Annotated in this window: 18 protein-coding genes; 1 reads left to right on the top strand and 17 read right to left on the bottom strand. The window is 45.4% G+C overall.

From position 1 onward, the window contains the following. The 7 genes from ACFSVM_RS07280 to ACFSVM_RS07250 form a co-directional block, all read right to left on the bottom strand. Window positions 1–1041 (bottom strand): LacI family DNA-binding transcriptional regulator, encoded by a 1041-nt coding sequence (locus tag ACFSVM_RS07280; protein ID WP_379261117.1) that lies wholly within the window; start codon window positions 1039–1041, stop codon window positions 1–3. A gap of 67 nt (window positions 1042–1108) precedes the next feature. Beyond that, on the bottom strand, window positions 1109–1825 hold the full coding sequence (locus ACFSVM_RS07275; protein WP_379261115.1) for a GntR family transcriptional regulator: 717 nt from the start codon (window positions 1823–1825) through the stop codon (window positions 1109–1111). Between the two features lie 8 nt (window positions 1826–1833). Beyond that, the gene (locus ACFSVM_RS07270; protein ID WP_379261113.1) at window positions 1834–2856 is read right to left on the bottom strand and encodes a sugar kinase; all 1023 of its coding nucleotides are present in this window, start codon (window positions 2854–2856) and stop codon (window positions 1834–1836) included. Further along, on the bottom strand, window positions 2843–3604 hold the full coding sequence (dagF, locus tag ACFSVM_RS07265) for a 2-dehydro-3-deoxy-phosphogluconate aldolase (RefSeq protein ID WP_379261111.1): 762 nt from the start codon (window positions 3602–3604) through the stop codon (window positions 2843–2845). Before dagF ends, ACFSVM_RS07270 begins: the two co-directional genes overlap by 14 nt. Before the next feature lie 6 nt (window positions 3605–3610). Next, window positions 3611–4714, bottom strand: coding sequence for a DgaE family pyridoxal phosphate-dependent ammonia lyase (locus ACFSVM_RS07260; protein ID WP_379261109.1), 1104 nt, complete (start codon window positions 4712–4714; stop codon window positions 3611–3613). Then, complete coding sequence (locus ACFSVM_RS07255) at window positions 4692–5795, bottom strand: amidohydrolase/deacetylase family metallohydrolase (RefSeq protein WP_379261107.1); 1104 nt, start codon at window positions 5793–5795, stop codon at window positions 4692–4694. Before ACFSVM_RS07255 ends, ACFSVM_RS07260 begins: the two co-directional genes overlap by 23 nt. Before the next feature lie 230 nt (window positions 5796–6025). After that, window positions 6026–6925 carry a DMT family transporter gene (locus ACFSVM_RS07250; protein WP_379261105.1) on the bottom strand — a complete coding sequence of 300 codons (900 nt, stop codon included), beginning with the start codon at window positions 6923–6925 and terminating at the stop codon, window positions 6026–6028. Window positions 6926–7077: 152 nt separating this feature from the next. On the opposite strand from ACFSVM_RS07250, the gene ACFSVM_RS07245 reads away from it, so the two are divergent. Continuing rightward, the gene (locus tag ACFSVM_RS07245; RefSeq protein WP_076311028.1) at window positions 7078–7989 is read left to right on the top strand and encodes a LysR family transcriptional regulator; all 912 of its coding nucleotides are present in this window, start codon (window positions 7078–7080) and stop codon (window positions 7987–7989) included. Window positions 7990–8263: 274 nt separating this feature from the next. On the opposite strand, the gene ACFSVM_RS07240 is transcribed toward ACFSVM_RS07245, so the two are convergent. From ACFSVM_RS07240 to ACFSVM_RS07195, 10 genes are all read right to left on the bottom strand, one after another. After that, window positions 8264–9160 (bottom strand): NAD(P)/FAD-dependent oxidoreductase, encoded by an 897-nt coding sequence (locus ACFSVM_RS07240; RefSeq protein ID WP_379261103.1) that lies wholly within the window; start codon window positions 9158–9160, stop codon window positions 8264–8266. Between the two features lie 104 nt (window positions 9161–9264). Next, on the bottom strand, window positions 9265–9807 hold the full coding sequence (locus ACFSVM_RS07235) for a hypothetical protein (RefSeq protein ID WP_379261101.1): 543 nt from the start codon (window positions 9805–9807) through the stop codon (window positions 9265–9267). Window positions 9808–10006: 199 nt separating this feature from the next. Continuing rightward, window positions 10007–10345 carry a DUF3243 domain-containing protein gene (locus ACFSVM_RS07230; protein WP_090722874.1) on the bottom strand — a complete coding sequence of 113 codons (339 nt, stop codon included), beginning with the start codon at window positions 10343–10345 and terminating at the stop codon, window positions 10007–10009. Between the two features lie 106 nt (window positions 10346–10451). Further along, window positions 10452–11363 (bottom strand): NAD(P)/FAD-dependent oxidoreductase, encoded by a 912-nt coding sequence (locus ACFSVM_RS07225; RefSeq protein WP_379261099.1) that lies wholly within the window; start codon window positions 11361–11363, stop codon window positions 10452–10454. A gap of 119 nt (window positions 11364–11482) precedes the next feature. Continuing rightward, window positions 11483–13123: an S-layer homology domain-containing protein gene (locus ACFSVM_RS07220; RefSeq protein ID WP_379261097.1), complete on the bottom strand. Its 1641-nt coding sequence runs from the start codon at window positions 13121–13123 to the stop codon at window positions 11483–11485. Between the two features lie 177 nt (window positions 13124–13300). Further along, a complete protein-coding gene (locus tag ACFSVM_RS07215) occupies window positions 13301–13903 on the bottom strand; it encodes a nitroreductase family protein (protein ID WP_076311034.1) in 603 nt (200 codons plus the stop codon). 174 nt (window positions 13904–14077) lie between these two features. Beyond that, window positions 14078–14305, bottom strand: a complete 228-nt coding sequence (locus tag ACFSVM_RS07210) for a hypothetical protein (RefSeq protein WP_047909597.1) — start codon at window positions 14303–14305, stop codon at window positions 14078–14080. Window positions 14306–14461: 156 nt separating this feature from the next. Next, window positions 14462–15211: an acyl-[acyl-carrier-protein] thioesterase gene (locus ACFSVM_RS07205; RefSeq protein WP_379261094.1), complete on the bottom strand. Its 750-nt coding sequence runs from the start codon at window positions 15209–15211 to the stop codon at window positions 14462–14464. 94 nt (window positions 15212–15305) lie between these two features. Then, a complete protein-coding gene (locus ACFSVM_RS07200) occupies window positions 15306–15776 on the bottom strand; it encodes a DUF6376 family protein (RefSeq protein WP_076311036.1) in 471 nt (156 codons plus the stop codon). Between the two features lie 74 nt (window positions 15777–15850). Further along, on the bottom strand, window positions 15851–16750 hold the full coding sequence (locus ACFSVM_RS07195; RefSeq protein ID WP_256209537.1) for an AraC family transcriptional regulator: 900 nt from the start codon (window positions 16748–16750) through the stop codon (window positions 15851–15853). Window positions 16751–16763 lie beyond the last annotated feature (13 nt).

The raw sequence follows: 16763 nt of genomic DNA, 5'->3' as shown, positions 1-16763 counted from the left end.
CTATTTTGTTAATGCATAATGGTCTCTATGGATCAGATCAGCCTGTATCAATAGCCTCTCATATGGGGATTCAGGATGAGACAGCCTCCATATCAACTGATCTACCGCTCTCTTGCCAAGAAGAGCTTTGTTTACATCGACGGTTGCCAGTATCGGCTGATCTGTTTCCACATTGTCGAAACCCGTTACCGCACAGCTATCCGGTACAGATCGTCCTAATTTATGTAACTCCTCAATGACAAAACGTGCTGTAATATCATTTACACAGACAAACACTTCTGGTAATTCCTCCGGCGGGATCTCATGGATGGAGTGTATCATGTCTATATCCTCCAGATATCCGAGCAGAGACTCCTTCTGAGGACATTTAATTCCATGCTCGTCCAGCGCCATACGATAGGCAGTCCACCGGTCCATAAAGCTAGGTGCTTCTTTAATATTGCCAACAAATTGGAACTTCCGATAGCCTTTGCCGATGAGGCCATTCATCATTTCCCGCATCAGAGTAATATTATCGCTGAATATTGTATCACAGTGAAATACCGGCTCAATATGATCGACCATCACTACAGGAATTTGAAGTCTTTGGAATTCCAGCAGCAACGAGACAGACACGGTTCCCACCGTAATAATCCCTTGTATTGCATCAGGATTCAATAAAGAAAATATCTTCTCTGAAGAAGGCTCGGTCAGCGTCAAGATGTCATGCCCCATCTCATTTAACCGCGCTGAAATGCCTTCAAATACAGGTCCCCAATAGAGTGAATCCATGTTCTGGTATCGGATGTTAGGAAAAAGTACAACGATCGTTCCGGTTCCTTTACGGTTATCCGTTATATACTGTTCTTTGTGTGATTCCCCATTCACTGGCTTGCCAAGCCCTGCAGCATTCTTGAAGTAACCAAGCTGTCCGGCAGTGCGAATAATCATTTCCCGCGTTGTCTCGCTTACTCCGCTCTTTCCAGTCAACGCTCTGGACACGGCAAACTTGGAAACGCCTGCTGCATCAGCGATTTGCTGCATTGTAACTTTGTTCCGCATTTTTTCACCTGTTTTCTAGTGTAAAGATATAGGTCATCTTATCATAATCCGGAGGAAAAATGCCATGTTAGAGTTGATAATTCACGATATAGGGACTTAACATCGTGTTGTAATATCCGGTGCTCCACTCAACAGCACGACCATCTTCCGTATAGGCAAAACGTTGTCGTCTGAGGACAACATCTCCTTCAGACATGCCCAATTCACTGGCGATGCGTGCAGATAAAGGCGCTACCGTGAACTGATCATGGTACTGTTCAGCTACCAGATCATGATCCTCTAACCATTCGTATAAGGAAAATTCATCTCCAACACTCCAGTCCTCTGCCTCGGCAAGACCAAGCGGCAATCTATGCTCATAGTAGATAAAGGGCTGGTCATTTAACAGGTACAAGCGCTCCAGGCACAAGCAGCGATCCCCAAACAGCGTATAAGCTTCGCTGCCCGGACTATTCTGCTCCATATTCTTGCCGACCAGCCGTTTATATATCGTTTCCCCTTGCTCAACCAAGATCTCGGTAAACTGCTTGCCCTTCGATAATTGAGGCGCAACGCTGTTTCGTTGAACCGTTGTCCCTACACCGCTCTGCTTCATCACGTACCCTTCCTGCTGCAGCTCCTTAATTGCATTTCTCACGGTCATTTTGCTTACCGCAAATTCCTGCTCCAGCTGGGGCTCAGAAGGGATCAATGTACCAACCGGATATTGACCATGCACAATTCGATCTCGGATGATCTTTTTCAGCTGCAAATAGAGCGGTCCTTTCTTTCTTGATAAGGACATAAGTATCACTACCTTTCAATATCTGGTGCAAGCTCATGCATTGCTCTTACGATATCCTGCTCGGATAAAGCTGCAGTATCACCCGGCACGGTATGAGCCAGAATGGAAGCAGCTGTAGCGAACTGAACCGCATATTCAGCATCATAGCCATTAATATTACTGTGTATAATACCTGCCGTGTAAGCATCACCTGCACCAACCCGGTCCAGAACAACAGCGTTCATGGGTCTTCCAATCTTCATCATACCATCCTTATACATATATCCGGTAATCATATGATGATGGTCTGGACCTACCTCCCGCTGCGTGCCTGCTATCATTTTTATTGCATATTTGGACGCGATCATAGGAATAAGCTCCTGAAGCTGCTCAGTACGTCCTTCAAAGCTGGACTGATAACCTAGCAGTGAAATGGCATCCCGCTCATTCATCATTACTATATCTGCAAGACACAGCATTTCCTCGTAATACGATTTGGCATGCCTGCGTTCTTCTTCCTCCCACAGTGTGCTCCTGTAATTACAGTCAAACACCACACTTCCACCTGCCAATTTGACCTGTTCTGCAAGTGACTTCATTTGATATCGTACATTCGCATTCATAGCCAGACCAATACCGCATAAATGCAAGTAATCTGTATTTTCAGCGATCAGCATCGTGTTATATGCCTCTTTGGCCGTGCTGTTAAAGCTGCTGTTCTTCCGGCTTCCATACGTAACTCTCGTTGGTCTCATGCCATAACCGGTTTCAAGATAGTAGCTTCCGAGGATGCTGCCCTCTGCACGTACAAAGCGTGTATTTAGATCTAAGGCCCGAAGTGAAGCCGCAGCCGCATCTCCAAGCGAATTGTCAGGGACGGTGGTAACTATGGATGCTTCATGCCCTAAGCGGGCCATAGCTGCAGCGATGTTAACTCCTGTTCCTGTAAAAGCATAAGTCAGAGACCTGGATTGTGACAATGTCTCGTAATTCGGGACGGCGAGCCGCATCATCACTTCTCCAAATGCAGTAATCCGCTTATGTGCCTTCATGGGCATCCACCTCGCACTTCAGAATCTGTGTCAATTCAAGTACGTCTTGGATGTTAGTTAGACCCGTTTCCTTATCAATAATGGAGGAATAAACATGCGGTATCACTTGCGGTACTCCTGCATCTAGAGCAAGCCGTAGGATATCTCTGAAATTGTCCTTGTCGATGCCTCCGGTTGGTTCGAGAGCAAAGTTCGCCCTGGCACAGGCCTTAGCGACCTCTAGGTATTCTTCTTTTGTCTCCAGCCCGTTCATCGGAAAATACTTCAGCGCGTTTCCTCCCATATCGGCCACGAGAGCAATTGCAGCCTCAACGGGCACGATGGCTTTTTGGGTCAGCATAGAACTGGCTGGTCCGGTAGATAGATTCACGAATCCGGGCTTGCCGCATGGGGACACCAGGCTGTTGATCCAGCTCTCCTTACCGTTTAGATTGGCACGCGTCGCTCCAACACCGGTAAACACCTGATTAATATGGGAGCCTGCATAATGAACTGCAATTCTACTCACGACCTCTGACTGTCTTGGATCTCCTGCCCCTAGTCCGATCGAGATGGCATCCGCACAACCCTCGCCATAGCTCTGCATGGCTTCTGCAGCTGACACTGCATCTGGATAATTCTTGGATAATACGCCGATCAGCACATAACCTTCCGCCGCTTCAAAAATGTCCTTCGCATTGTCTACACTTCCGGCCAGAACGTTTAGTGCTGCACGGCCTTTATATAATCGCTCCGCCATTTTGCTCATTTCTATTCAGCCTCCCTTAATAATTTCCGTAATTCGATCAATAATAACCGTCATATCGTCTGCCTTAAGTGACCGTGGATCAATATCGAAATATCCCTGCTTCACACCGTAATCACGGGTATAGATGGCAATATCTCCTGTACGGAGCCTCTCTGCCACTTGTAAGGCATTGATTCCGGCTTCTTCTGCATTTACCTTGATTCGTCCCCGATAAATAAGCCTTCCAGCCTCATCCTGTACGATGCTCATCTCGATGCCAGCGAGTTCAGATAATGCGGCAAGCTCCATCAAGGATTGTTTCTCTTCTTCGCTTCGATCCTGCTTGACCCCATATTCATCCAGCGCCTGCAGCAGCCCGAACGAGGCTTCCTTACCAACTTTCATGCTTCTGCCAATGCCATGGAGCTGCACTTTAAGCCATTCAATGTATTTACTTCTACCCGCCACGATACCGGATGTAGGTCCTTCGATCGCTTTGGAACCGCTATAGATAACGAGGTCGGAAATGGATATATAGCTCTTCAGATCCTCCTCCGCTGCCGCGTCTATTATAAGAGGCACCTGATGCTCTCTTGCTACCTCCCATGCTTCCGCAGCAGAGATCATATTCTTCTGAACACTGTGGTGTGATTTCACATAGAGTATTGCCGCCGTTCGCTCAGTAATCGCATCCTCCAGATGCTCCTGCTTGCCTTCGTTTGCATATCCCGCCTCAACCAGCTTGCCTCCGCCCAAATAGATCATCGTCTCTACAGGAGCTCCGTATTGAACGTTGTGACCCTTCAGCATCACGATTTCATTTTTACTGATCGTCTCTTGATGGAGCTTGAGACTTAGTCTTCGATTCCCCTGCGTAACCATAGCTGCTACGGACAGCGCAATGCCGCTTGAAGCTGAATTGACGATAGCAGCCGCCTCTGCACCGAGCAGGCTTGCAATATGCTCTCCTGCCTTGTTCGTTAGATCACTGATTTCAACGTACTGCTGTCCACCTTGCTTCATTGCTTCCATAACAGAGTCCGTCGGTGCGGATACACCCAGAACGCTCATTCTGCCGCTTGCATTAATCACTCTTTTTAAACCGTATTTATGAAGAATAGAAGTATTCACCTATGATTGCTCCTCTCGATTGAATAATTGACTTGGCCAGACGTGTATCTCCATTTGAATCGGTCATTGTTCTTGACTCAGGCACCACTTCAAATAAAGTGAGATTCGCTTCATCCCCTACCTGAATTCGTCCCAGCTCCGGCCGTCCAAGCCAGTCTGCAGCCCGCTTTGTCACCCGATCTATAACCTCGTCAAGAGAGTATCCGATGACCATAAATTTGGTCATTACATCAGCCAGGCTGTACACCGGACCCTTCACACGATTGCCTCTGTAAATGTCTGAACTGATGGTATCTGGATGAATTCCTCTATCTTTGGCAGTCTCAGCAACACGAAAGGAGAAGCTGGCCGTTCCATGTCCGACATCCAAATGCACGCCGCGACGGATCGCCGCGTTCAGCTCAGGTATGAGCTCATTTTTGTCGTCCAAAATGTTATTGGCCTTCCCATGCAGATAATGAGTGACAATATCTCGTGCTCTCAGGCTGTTCAGCACTTCTTGAATGCCGGGAGGACCGGAACCTATATGAACCATAAGCGGTAATTTGACTTGCTCTGATATATGAAGGGCTGCCTTCAATGGACTTATCCCTTCTTCCTTGACTACACTTCTGCTGATTCTCGCCTTGAGTCCGACGATAAAATTACGGTATCTGGCTATGGTCTCCACAGCTAATTGCCGGTCTATCCACTCTGCTCTGCTCAGCTCATCCTGCCTTAAGCCCAGCCCAATTCGTGAGATATTTAAGAAGGCCAGCACTCGCGTCTTTGCTGTCCTGCTGCGTCGATACAGCTCCTCTAAATGATCTGCACCACAGCTTCCAGCATCAATAATTGTGGTAACACCCTGGCTCACACCGATCTTGTCAGCATCATCACCATAAGGCTGGTAGCTGTCCATGGCATGGACATGCATATCAATCCACCCGCTCGATACATAGTGGCCTGAACAATCTATAATCTCATCACCTGCAGCGGATTCTGCTGTCTCTATAGCAGCGATGTGTCCCTGCCTGATCACCAGATCAAACCTCTCCTCCGAATGAACGGTCCTCACTGAACGAAGTACTCGGGTATGCATTACAACCTCCTCCATCTCCATGTTCTTCCGCTTTTCACTTGTACCTTAACACAGATTTAGCAGCAGGTAAATATAACGTTATAATGTTTAATTGATTATCTGACATACTAAAAAGACGTTTTCTCTATTGAAAACGCCTTGATTCCGGGTTAGACCCAATGCTCAACCTACCCACTCGAATTTTTGATTCCTATAGCTAACTTTGTACAAAGATTGCTGCGAAGCCTCTATTATATCCCGAACTGTTGAGATGGGTTTCTTTTTTTGAAGTGAAGCAGCTTATTCCACTTAACCTCGGTAAGAATAACGCCTCCCAAGATGAGTGCTGCGCCCATATAACCATTCAAGCTTAGCTGTTCTCCATATATTGCATAGGCAAATCCGGCAGCAAATACAGGCTCCAGGGAAAAAATAAGTCCGGCACGCGTAGAGGAAATATGCTTCTGCGCCATGATCTGCAGGGTGTAGGCGACTGCACTGCATAATACAGCCAGTCCCAGAATGGATATCCAGGCTCCTTCTGAAGCCGGAAGCTTCGGTTCCTCAAACAGGATACTGAACAGTAGAGCGAGTCCTCCGGCAAAACCGAGCTGCAGTATGCTGAGTGCCTTGCCATCCCCTTGCTGAACCATACGCCCTGATAGAAGGATATACAATGCATAGCTCAAGGCTCCCATAATACATAACAGATCACCTGTTTTGAGCTGCATGCTGTTCTCAAGCGTAAGAAGCCCGATACCCGCTATGGCTAACAAAATACTGCATACAATCTTCGCCTCAGGCCAGCGTTTTTGAACCATCGATACGAGAATCGGTACAAATACCACAGATAAACTGATTAGAAATCCGGCCTGCGAAGTGGTTGTTTGTTTGACTCCATAAGTAATAAATACAAAGGAAACAAACAGGACTGCCCCTAAGACAAAACCCTGCCGCAGTGTACGAAAAGTCATTTTGGACCATGTTCTGTAGAAAATAATGCCCATAAGAATAAAGGCCAAACCGAAGCGAAGGGCAATCATATTCAGCTCTTGAATCGATGTCAAACCTTCCTTCATAAATAAATAAGAGGAACCCCACAACAGGGTTACAAGCAGCATCTGCAGATCTGCCTTACGTTCTACTTTCACTATCGTTCTTCCCTTCAATTTCTTGCTTGTATGTATAAGTGGATTACCGAACTCAAACAGCAAGATTCAGTATATATCAAGTCTTTTCACAAGAAAAATGAATGTTTATAATTGATATTATGAATTTATTTCATGTAAAAGGAAGATGACAAATGTCTCTGGCAAAATACGAGATTTTCACAACCGTAGTCGAACTCCAAAGCTTGACCAAAGCTGCCGAAGCTTTGAATCTCACTCAATCTGCAGTTAGTCATGCCATTTCAAGCTTAGAAGCAGGCTGTGGATTTGCATTACTTATTCGCTCCAAAGCGGGTATTCAGCTCACCGCAAACGGAGAGCGAATTCTGCCCTATATGAGAGAAATATTGAAGTGGAACGAAATGATGCATCAAGAAATCCAGTTACTGAGCGGCATTCAAACAGGTACAGTCCGAATCGGAACATTCACGAGTGTGTCCTCACAGTGGCTTCCTGGTGTTATCAAATCCTTCCAGCATGAATATCCCGCTATTCATATTAAGCTCAAGGAAGGAGATTACGGTGAAATCAAGGGGTGGATTGCTTCAGGAGCGGTTGATTTTGGATTTTTGTCGCTGCAGGGCAGGTCTATTTTTGATACAATCCCGCTGAAGAAGGATCGCTTGGTATGTATCCTGCCGGATGGACATGCTCTGGCATTAGAATCCTCCCTTCATCTGGATCAGCTGCGAGAGGAGCCTTTCATTATGCCGAAATGGGGCGGAGATGATGAGATCGAATCCATGATTCGGACTCATAAGGTAAAGCTTAGCATCCGGTTTGAGGTTGCTGAAGAGCAAGCCATAATAGGGATGGTTCAGCACGGACTCGGCATCAGCATACTGCCGGAGATGGTACTTGGGAATCTGCCGGATACGGTACGAATTGTTCCATTGGCAGAGAAGCCCTATCGCATGATCGGAATGGCTGCATTGTCCTTGTCCGAATTGTCGCCCGCAGCTCATAAATTTATTAACTCGGTTCAGGACTGGCTAACCCTTCAGCATCTAATGGATGATCTTGGGCACCTTCCCTCTTCACCATAAATGATGATATCGCCCAATCAGCATTCGCCTGCATCTCATATATTACTGTGTAGATGAATGATGAGGAGGTAAATGTCATGGGAGAAGCAAAGCGTGGCTATGGTGAAGGTGGATATGGTGGTTACTCTTCGGTAGGGGCGATCTTGGTATTGTTCATTCTGCTCGTAATCATCGTTAGTACATTCCAATATTAATCCTTCTTATAGATATTGGAACAGAACATGGCGATCTCCATTGGAGATCGCCTCTTTTTCCTCTTTTTCGCTTAACCTGACTAGAAATCTTCATAAACAAGATCCATATTGATTCCTATAGCTGCCTTACTGCCTTCCGCTGCTGCGATAATTAACTGTGTAGGAGAAGGAACCGTACTATCCCCGGCCGCATAGATACCTTTAATATTCGTCCTTCCATACTGATCTGTCATCAAGGCGCCCCGGTCGTTCATATGACACCCCAGTCTTGGCCCAATAGGGCTTGCTTGGCTTAGCTGTGGTGTAACAAATCCACCCTCTCGCTCGATAGTTTGACCATTCTTGAACCGTATGGCCTCAAGCTTTCCGTTACGTCCGGATAATTGGCTGATTGGCTGCTCTGCAATTCTTATCCCTTTACTCACAAGTTTTTTTTGTTGTTCTACATTAAGGATCCTCTTTCCATTTGTACATATAACCAGATCCTTGCTCCAGTGATAGATCATTTGAGCCGTACTGAATACATTCATCGTCTCCGCTAGAAAAACAAGGCGCTTCCCTCTTAGCTCGTAACCATCGCAGTAGGGACAACTAAAGAGACTCTGCCCGTAATACTCCTGAAGTCCTGGCAGCGAGGGAAGAATCTCACGGAGACCCGTACTTAGCAGAACTTTTCTTCCGGTTACTTCTTTGCCGCTGGTCATACGGGCTTTAAACCCGCCAAATACAGGCTGAACATCAATGACTTCCTCTTGCATTATACTTATGGAAGGATACTCGGATAGCTCTTGATGAGCAATCTGTCTGAATTCAGCAGGACTAGCCCCATCCCTGGTCAAATAACCATGAGATTGTCTGGTCCGCGCATGCCGAGGTCTGCCGTGATCTAAGATGATCGTTCTGCGGAGAGAACGTGCCAGCACCAATCCAGCACTCAGTCCTGCAGGACCGCCGCCTATAATGATGCAATCAAGCATGCCAATCCCCCTTTGATATTTCAAAATTTCAGATATTCGATATTATGATAGCGGGCATAGAAATAGCCCCCTTGCTATCGCAAGAGGGCTGAATGTCATCCTTCTTAAGGAATATATTGTTGTACGATTTGTGTAACTTCACCGTTCTCAATCGTTAGATGATAAGGAAATACGCTCATGTCCATATTCGTTGTATCTCCGTAGAGTTCGGCAAATTTATCTAAGCTGATCTCTTCATTCCACTCGATGTCAATATCCTTGGCATCTCCCGTACGATCATAAATTTGAACCGTAACGGTTGCATCATCTGCGATCTTTAGGGTTTCATTTGCTTCCTGCTCATTCACAATATAGTAGCCGTCCGGAGCATAGTCAATTCCAGCGTCAGGCTCTTGCTCCACGAAAACGGTGTTTGCTTCTTCACCTTCATACCACTCAATCTCGTCAGCTTTGATTTGCAGTTCTCCGTTAAGATCGCTAAGATCGTTGATATATACAGTTTGATTCTCTACGCGAACCGCCGTATCCTGAGCTTCCTCTGACTTCGCAAAGACTGTTGAATGATTCCCGATATTAAAGTTACCATATATTAAAGTTCCCGAAAGAATTACACCCAGCGCAACAAATGTAAATAGCCGATTTTTCATTTGACATCTCTCCTTCTGGTGCGGCTCTATAAAGCCTCCATGTGCTATGTATTAAATCTTCTTAGCTGTTCTTAGTACCTAGTATAAACGTTTATTGTTAACGAAGAGTTTCAATCTTGTTAATAAAAATATAAAATTTATTCATCTCATAAGGATAAGGGTCCCGACGAGGGACCCGAACCTGTCTTCATTTCCAACACTAATTCTTAACGAATTTGACCAACACATGTGCTAATGCATGCTGTTGTTCGTTATTAGCTGCATTCCATAGCTCTTGGAGCAGCTTCTCCTCTCTGTTTCTCGGCTCTTCATTCTTGGATAACATCTCTGCAACCTTTTCTGCAACCAATGTTAACTGTTCTTCGTTCAAACCGAGTGATTCTCCCAAGGATACACGCTTCTTCAAGTATTGTTTGAATGTTTCAAATTGTTCCAAAATATCATCCTTTTGTTCCGGAGCCATTCGATTCATCACTTCATCCACCTGATTCAGCTCTACTTTTCCATCCTTATTGATCATATGTGTTTGTTCAGACATCGTATTCTCCTCCAGTTATACGGATATTTTGAACGCTTGCACACTTCCTATTAACCTTTCCGTCTAGAATGAAACAAGATGAATCTATTACATTTTCTTTTTATCCTTAGCTGCTATGCATTTGATGCAATGCTTTGTTGATCCAGATTGCCGACAGAAGTCCATCTCCCATCGCTACAGCGGCTTGCTCCGAGTGCAAGCCGATATCACCCGCGATCCATAGGTTCGGTACAGATGACATTCGCGAACGCCCGTCTGCCTCAACATGCTTGTTACCCTCTACCTTAGCACCGAGCTGCTCCGCCAATTCCGAATGAACCTTGTTGTCTCCAAAAGCGATAAACCCTCGTTGAGCCTCGACAACAGTACCATTTGCCAGCTTGACAGCTGTTATCATGCCCTTGTCATCACTCTCTACTTCAGTAATGGCCTCTTCAATATATTGAACACCCTTCTGGCTTAATTTGTCTCTCAATTTCGAGGTCAGCTCAGCTTGATCGTGATTAATATAGATCATCTCGGAGGCCCGTTTAGCCAAGATGTTCGCCATACCGGCGCCGGTAACACCGGAACCCATAATGACGGTCCGCTTGTTCTCAATCTCGTATCCATCACAATCAGGACATATATAGACAGACATTCCCAGTGCATCTCGGAGACCCGGAATATTCGGGTGCCGATCTGTAATACCTGTAGCAAGCAGAAGTGTTCTAGCTTGATACAACTGATCATGATTACCGTTTAGTAGGAAGAGCTCACCTTCCTTTTTGGCAGAGGTAATGCGATCCGTACAAAATTCTATGCCCGTCGCTTCAGCATGAGCTCTTCCTCGTCTGCGGATCTCCTCTCCAGATATCCCCTCCGGAAACCCCAGTATATTATGATAATTACGGCATATGGTCGAACGACCTTCCCCCGCATCAATGACTAGCACCTTGTGTATAGAATACCTTCCCAGCTGTATAGCAGCCTGCAGCCCGGCAATACCTCCGCCGACAATTATGCAATCATATATCATCCTATCCCTGCCTTCTTCTATATGTCTTCTCTCTTTTATCCTTAAACAATATGTATCTTTTTAAACGAAGAGCCCGGAATCATTAAAAAGGACCATGCTAAGCATGATCCTCTTAAGAGTTATAATCCAAATGAATAAGCTGCATATTGTCTGGCATTATTCATCGCTGTCCACACATCGCTAGTCTCAGAGCCCATATACCAGAACGCATAACCTGCAACATCATATGCTTCAAACAGAGTTGTCTTGGCTGACAAGGAACGGCTGTCTTCTGCCCATATCCCGCGAGATATCCCCTGAGAAGTATATGTTAACGTGTATTGCGCAATATCAGAATTCCATTTCATAGCAGGTGAATATTGACGATAAATTTCTCCCTGCGTCTTCAGTGAAATATCATAGGAGCCAAGCTGAGGAGATGACAAGGACCAATTCCGAGTATAGGTTGGCAGTGCTGCGATAATCTTGTCCTTGGGCACGTTCTGCTGTAATCTCTGAACAGCGTACTCCAGCCATGGGATTGAAGCGACCGAGCCTGCAGTGGACGAACCATTCCAATGCTCCTCATATCCCATTAACACGACATAGTCGGCCACCTCGCCAAGTGCCTTGTAATCAAAAGCAGCCGTCCAGCTTGTACCCAGATCAGGAGATACATCAATAGATAAAGTCACACCTATGCTGGTGAGCTTAGAATACAGCGAAGTCATAAACAATGTCAGATATTCGCGTTCCTCTGGTGACACATTTTCAAAATCAATATTCAGGCCGGCTAACTCATACTTCTTCGCATAATCCACCAATTTGGAGACAGTAGCTTCTCGCAAGACAGCATTCGACAACACCCGATGTGTCATCTCTGCATTTGCGCGGTTGCCTACCATACCCCAGATATTCAGCTTATTTCGCTTAGCAAAAGTTAATAGCCTCTGATCCGTATGATCCTGGACAACTTCTGTCTCATCGAGAAAATACCAGCGCGGAGAAAGAGTATTGATTCCTGCATCGAGCACCTGCTTCTCGTACTCGGCTGTCGTTGAATCGTACTGCCAGCCAAGCAGAATCGGATCCGCTTCACTGATATTGAGCTCAGATTTAATAGCTGGTGCTTGCAGTATACGGTCTAGCAGAACCGCTGCTTCCGCACGGGTCAACGAATCATTCGGTCTAAACGCCCCGCTGTCACCCTGCATGAATCCGAGCTGAGTTACTTGACTTATATAGCCCCATGCCCACTTAGAGGTTTGCTTATGATCTATGTAAGGCAGCTCTGCTGATGCTTCGATCGGATTAGGAGCGGACTTCAGCATACGGACCATCAGCGCTGCAGCTTCCTCCCGAGTCACGTCTGATTTGGGTGCAAAATAGTTCTCTGATCTTCCTTGAACGATCCCCAAGTTCAATAGAGCACTAATGTCACCGTAATACCAATCCTTCTCTTTCAGATCCTTGAAAGGAGTCAAATCGTTCATCGTCGGATCAAGCCTGAGAGCAGCGACCATCATTTTGGCAAGTTCTGCTCTTGTAACCTTCTTCCCAGGCTCAAACGTCGTCAAGGTAGTTCCTCGAACAATGCCTTTATTATACAACCGGACGATGGCCTCTTTAGCATAACTATTCGAAATGTCTCTAAAAGGGGGCTCCAAAGAAGATGCAGCTGCATGCTGCGGTGTGATATAAACTGTCAATAATGAAACAATAATGCCTAGGTTCATGCCTTTTTTTACAATCCTGCCCCATGTGTCACTTTGTATTCTCAAAACCAGCGCCTCACTTGCATTATAGGATAAATCTATCCTATCAAAGTGCTGTGAGTCGTGTATGTACTTAAATTATGGTTATACTTCTATATTTATCTGTGCAGCATCTTGAACGACAAAAAAGAGTATCGCTTCATTCGAAGCAATACTCTATCTAAGTATTCGTTATTTCAGCAATTATTTTAACACTTTAAGACGGGTATCCAGTGGAGCAAAATCTTTGTCACCCGGATCTGCCGCAGGCGTGCCAAAAGGCATTTGTGCAATCAGTTTCCATGTTGCAGGAACATCAAATACTTCCTTCACTTCGTCGTCAATCAGCGGATTGTAGTGCTGGAGAGATGCTCCAAGACCTTCTTGCTTAAGCGCTGTCCATACGACCAATTGCAGCATGCCGCTAGATTGGTTCGCCCAGACTGGGAAGTTGTCCGCATAGAGAGCAAACTGCTTCTGCAGGTTCTCAATCACTTCCTGATCCTCGAAGAACAGCACGGTGCCGTATCCTGCACGGAAGCTTGCCATTTTGTCCGCAGTTGATTTGAATTTCTCATCGTCATTTACCGTTTTGCGAAGTGTATCTTCCGTAATGTTCCAGAGCTTATCATGCTTCTCTCCCAGCAATACGACAACGCGGGCCGATTGGGAGTTAAAAGAAGACGGCGTATACTTGACTGCTTCACCAATGATCTCCTCAATTCTTGCATCCGAAACATGGGATTCTTTAGAAATCGCGTAGTAAGATCTTCTTTCCTTAAGAGCTTCCATAAATTCTTTAGCCATTAGAAAAAACCTCCTGGTATATTTTGTAGGTCGACAAAACTAAAGATAGTATACTCGCTTACATTAGTCAAGTAAATCTATAAAAGTTTGAGTGAATGTCGTCCATAACTAACCGTCTTTTATTATTTATAATCCGCATTGATTTCATTCACGAGCTTTGAAGTAATTCTTCAATTAATCCCGATAATCGGCACGGTATTTCTCTTCTGTTGAAGAATTTTGCTTGGTCGCCTCTTTATCCTTCTCTTCTTGTTTCTCCATATTCAGATCCTGAACCGGAATGGGGTCTACATGCAGTTCTTCTTCATATTGATCGAACAAGCTTTCCTTCTCTGTCGGGTACTGCTCGGGATGATCCATCTGAGTGCGATCTTTTTTATCATGATTCTTCATATCAGCCATTGTTCATTTACCTCCTTGTTCTGGAACGATATTTATCATTACCATGCTCAACCCATGACTAAACATGCACAAGAGAACCCTCGATTGACACTAGACAGACATCAAAAAAACACCGTCAACTTCGATTCATCGAAATTGACAGTGCTATTTCACAGACTATTGGATCAGCTGCTGCTCATAAACCAGCTGGGCTTCAAAGATACTGAATCCTTCTGAATTCATTCCACGAAACCAGATGCTCGAACCATCTCCATCCGAACGTTGAAGGGTGAATGTCTCGTTCAATCTTACCTCTCGGTGATAAGTAATTCTAAACCTTCTCCATACGAGATGTTCTAATTCCTCAGCTGTCAGAGCATCATAACAGAGGTCTGCATATCTTGCATTATTCAGATGTCCATTGCTATCGGTTGTACTATACCCGGCTTTGAACTCGTAAGCAGTCTTAAGCTCAATAGCTTCAGAGATGGATACTTTATCCGGCATATCGCCGGAGGAGGATTGACTGGTAACCGTTGGAATGTCATAAGGCAATGCAGATGGACGCAATATCTTGCGTTTATGAATATCAACCAAGGTCCAGGTAGACCTTGCATATCCCATTGCTCCCTCAGTACCCTCAAACCGATAATCTCTTAGCCAGACAACACCTTTGTACCCTCTGGACCATGTCGATACCGTCCACTCTTCCTCAAGCACCGGTATCTGCTCACAATCGATCTCTATCGTCATGAGCATCCAGCCATAATGATTCTTCAGCATCTCGCTTATCGTAATTCCCAGCTCCTGCAAATGACGGTCGGCAGCATCCTGGAGCCTCTCAAGAACGGACGAAAGCTTAATGCGAGAATGCAGATCAGACTGGCTGGAGCTCACGACGAAGATTTCTTTACATATGTCTGTCACATTTACACTTCCTTTGCCTGCGATCTACTCCTGCTGCCCTTCATTTTAGTAGATAAGACCAGGCAAGGCAAACGAAGCGTTAACAGCAAAGTGGTTAGCCGCCTAAATCATTTAGCTGCTGGCTCAGATTATTAATGTTCGTTATCAGATCCGGAATACCCGTCTGTTCCCAATTCTCCAGTGTGAAGCCCTGCTCCTGTATTCGCTGACTGAACTGATCAACCATACCGGTGAGCTGTTCATTATATTCTACGAGCCTGGCATGGATGGATTCTCCAATGGCTGGAGGGGTTAGCTGAGCAAACTCACTAGCTTCCGTCCGGATTTGTTCCAGCTGTTCCTGAAACTGAGCTGCCGCATCAGGGTTATTGACAGCTTCCTGGGCCAGATTTTGAAGCTCTGTGCCGGCTGTTGATACTTGATTGATATATTCGGTTGCCTCATTTACATAATTAAGAGATTGATTCACACTATCTACGGCAGAACAAGCAGATAGCATCACAGCGGATGCAAGCATCGTCGCCATCATAACAGCCTGCTGTTTTCTTTTTCGTTGTCTTCTCATATAGCGGGTCTCCCTTCACAAAAAAAGCGTTCACATAAACGTTTATACGAACTGCTTTATGTTCAGGTTTCATTTCATATAAGATGATGCGTCCGAAAAACCTCCGGTGTACAGCCCACCGTCTGTTTAAACATACGGCTGAAATGCGAAACCCGCTTAAATCCCGACTTCTTGCTTGCTTCCGTGACGGACATATCCGGATGGAAACGAAACAGCAGCTTGGCTTGATTGATTCGTCGCATATACAAATATTTAAAGATTGTTGTGCCTGTCATCTCTTTGAACAGTGCTGCCATATAAGGCTTGGATAAATGCAGCTCCCTGGCGATCTCATCCAGCCCAATCTCGTTCATATAATTTGTCTCCAAATAAGTAATGATGCCTTGGATGTGTTCTTCCTTATCTGTACGTGTCCTGTGCTCTAACAGCTTATTGTCGGTGAATTGCTGTGCCATAATCAAGAAGTCACACAGCTTAAGTACGAAGCGGTCGCTCATCTGTTCCCGCCCCTTCATCTCATACAGCTGGTTCAGCTGGGCTAGACTCGTCTCCGTTTCCTGCTGCTGCTCAGCTGTAAGATGAAAAACATGATTCTTCAGTTTCTCGAATGGTGCGAGCAGCGCATGAGCGCGTTCAGCGACAAGATACTCTTCAAGCATCATTGGATAGAAATGCAATGTCGTTCTTATATAAGGAATGCTTGGATCTGGGTGTGGTCTGTGTAAGGTCATGCCATGCATCAAGATTAAATCACCAGGGACAAGAGTATAGATCTTGTCGCCAATAACATACGTGCATTTGCCTTCATGGAAATAGTACAGCTCATAAAATGGATGGGAATGAAACCCATCATCCTGACCGTGCTTTACAGGGTGGCTATTCCGGTAATTAAAGGCGAGCGGATCAATCATGTTGAACGTATTTGCCACAATTGAAGTCACTCCTTCATTCCTTTGCATCGTTTTGTTGCTCATGCAAAGATCTCAT

It is taken from the genome of Paenibacillus shunpengii, from assembly GCF_042684905.1.
GTDB lineage: Bacteria > Bacillota > Bacilli > Paenibacillales > Paenibacillaceae > Paenibacillus > Paenibacillus shunpengii.
This window is presented reverse-complemented; position numbering and strand designations above follow the sequence as displayed.

Coding starts and splice junctions, on each gene's coding strand:
- ACFSVM_RS07280 (WP_379261117.1), bottom strand. CDS start 1,041: ATGCGGAACAAAGTTACAATGCAGCAAATCGCTGATGCAGCAGGCGTT.
- ACFSVM_RS07275 (WP_379261115.1), bottom strand. CDS start 1,825: ATGTCCTTATCAAGAAAGAAAGGACCGCTCTATTTGCAGCTGAAAAAG.
- ACFSVM_RS07270 (WP_379261113.1), bottom strand. CDS start 2,856: ATGAAGGCACATAAGCGGATTACTGCATTTGGAGAAGTGATGATGCGG.
- dagF (WP_379261111.1), bottom strand. CDS start 3,604: ATGAGCAAAATGGCGGAGCGATTATATAAAGGCCGTGCAGCACTAAAC.
- ACFSVM_RS07255 (WP_379261107.1), bottom strand. CDS start 5,795: ATGCATACCCGAGTACTTCGTTCAGTGAGGACCGTTCATTCGGAGGAG.
- ACFSVM_RS07245 (WP_076311028.1), top strand. CDS start 7,078: ATGTCTCTGGCAAAATACGAGATTTTCACAACCGTAGTCGAACTCCAA.
- ACFSVM_RS07240 (WP_379261103.1), bottom strand. CDS start 9,160: ATGCTTGATTGCATCATTATAGGCGGCGGTCCTGCAGGACTGAGTGCT.
- ACFSVM_RS07235 (WP_379261101.1), bottom strand. CDS start 9,807: ATGAAAAATCGGCTATTTACATTTGTTGCGCTGGGTGTAATTCTTTCG.
- ACFSVM_RS07230 (WP_090722874.1), bottom strand. CDS start 10,345: ATGTCTGAACAAACACATATGATCAATAAGGATGGAAAAGTAGAGCTG.
- ACFSVM_RS07225 (WP_379261099.1), bottom strand. CDS start 11,363: ATGATATATGATTGCATAATTGTCGGCGGAGGTATTGCCGGGCTGCAG.
- ACFSVM_RS07215 (WP_076311034.1), bottom strand. CDS start 13,903: ATGGCTAAAGAATTTATGGAAGCTCTTAAGGAAAGAAGATCTTACTAC.
- ACFSVM_RS07210 (WP_047909597.1), bottom strand. CDS start 14,305: ATGGCTGATATGAAGAATCATGATAAAAAAGATCGCACTCAGATGGAT.
- ACFSVM_RS07200 (WP_076311036.1), bottom strand. CDS start 15,776: ATGAGAAGACAACGAAAAAGAAAACAGCAGGCTGTTATGATGGCGACG.
- ACFSVM_RS07195 (WP_256209537.1), bottom strand. CDS start 16,750: ATGAGCAACAAAACGATGCAAAGGAATGAAGGAGTGACTTCAATTGTG.